Below are 1,644 nucleotides of genomic sequence, written 5' to 3'. Positions count from 1 at the left end.
GTAAGTTTCCGTATTATCCTTAGAAAGGAGGTGATCCAGCCGCAGGTTCTCCTACGGCTACCTTGTTACGACTTCACCCTAATCATCTATCCCACCTTAGGCGGCTGGCTCCCGAAGGTTACCCCACCGACTTTGGGTGTTACAAACTCTCATGGTGTGACGGGCGGTGTGTACAAGGCCCGGGAACGTATTCACCGCGGCGTGCTGATCCGCGATTACTAGCGATTCCGACTTCATGTAGTCGAGTTGCAGACTACAATCCGAACTGAGAATGGCTTTAAGAGATTAGCTTACCCTCGCGAGTTTGCGACTCGTTGTACCATCCATTGTAGCACGTGTGTAGCCCAGGTCATAAGGGGCATGATGATTTGACGTCATCCCCACCTTCCTCCGGTTTATCACCGGCAGTCTCATTAGAGTGCCCAACTTAATGCTGGCAACTAATGATAAGGGTTGCGCTCGTTGCGGGACTTAACCCAACATCTCACGACACGAGCTGACGACAACCATGCACCACCTGTCATTCCGTCCCCGAAGGGAACTCTTAATCTCTTAAGATAGCGAAAGATGTCAAGACCTGGTAAGGTTCTTCGCGTTGCTTCGAATTAAACCACATGCTCCACCGCTTGTGCGGGCCCCCGTCAATTCCTTTGAGTTTCAACCTTGCGGTCGTACTCCCCAGGCGGAATGCTTAATGCGTTAGCTGCGTCACTAAAGGGCGGAAACCCTCTAACAACTAGCATTCATCGTTTACGGTGTGGACTACCAGGGTATCTAATCCTGTTTGCTACCCACACTTTCGAGCCTCAGCGTCAGTTACAGTCCAGAGAGCCGCCTTCGCCTCTGGTGTTCTTCCATATATCTACGCATTTCACCGCTACACATGGAGTTCCACTCTCCTCTACTGCACTCAAGTCATCCAGTTTCCGATGCAATTCTACGGTTGAGCCGTAGGCTTTCACATCAGACTTAAATAACCGCCTGCGCTCGCTTTACGCCCAATAAATCCGGATAACGCTTGGGACATACGTATTACCGCGGCTGCTGGCACGTATTTAGCCGTCCCTTTCTGATAAGATACCGTCACTCAATGAACAGTTACTCTCACTGACGTTCTTCTCTTATAACAGTGTTTTACGAGCCGAAACCCTTCATCACACACGCGGCGTTGCTCCATCAGACTTTCGTCCATTGTGGAAGATTCCCTACTGCTGCCTCCCGTAGGAGTTTGGACCGTGTCTCAGTTCCAATGTGGCCGATCAGTCTCTCAACTCGGCTATGTATCATCGCCATGGTGAGCCATTACCTCACCATCTAGCTAATACACCGCGGGACCATCTCTTAGTGATAGCAGAACCATCTTTTAAACTTTTATCATGCGATAAAAGTTGTTATACGGTATTAGCATCTGTTTCCAAATGTTATCCCCTGCTAAGAGGTAGGTTTCCCACGTGTTACTCACCCGTTCGCCACTCGCTGCATTGCAATTAAATTGAAGCAAGCTTCTCAATAATTGCCACAGCGCGTTCGACTTGCATGTATTAGGCACGCCGCCAGCGTTCATCCTGAGCCAGGATCAAACTCTCATTTTAAAAATGATGTCTGTTGACTCATTTGTTATCCGCTTCAAACGTCGGGGAGACG

The 1,644-nt window shown here is 49.4% G+C and carries 1 rRNA gene; it reads right to left on the bottom strand.

From position 1 onward, the window contains the following. Nucleotides 1–23: 23 nt before the first annotated feature. A 16S ribosomal RNA gene (locus LQZ76_RS09880) occupies nt 24–1,592 on the bottom strand. Between the last annotated feature and the right edge of the window lie 52 nt (nt 1,593–1,644).

Source organism: Periweissella ghanensis (genome assembly GCF_918814755.1).
In the GTDB taxonomy this organism is placed as follows: domain Bacteria; phylum Bacillota; class Bacilli; order Lactobacillales; family Lactobacillaceae; genus Periweissella; species Periweissella ghanensis.
The sequence above is the reverse complement of the archived record's forward strand: the minus strand, read 5'-3'. Positions and strand labels throughout refer to the sequence as shown.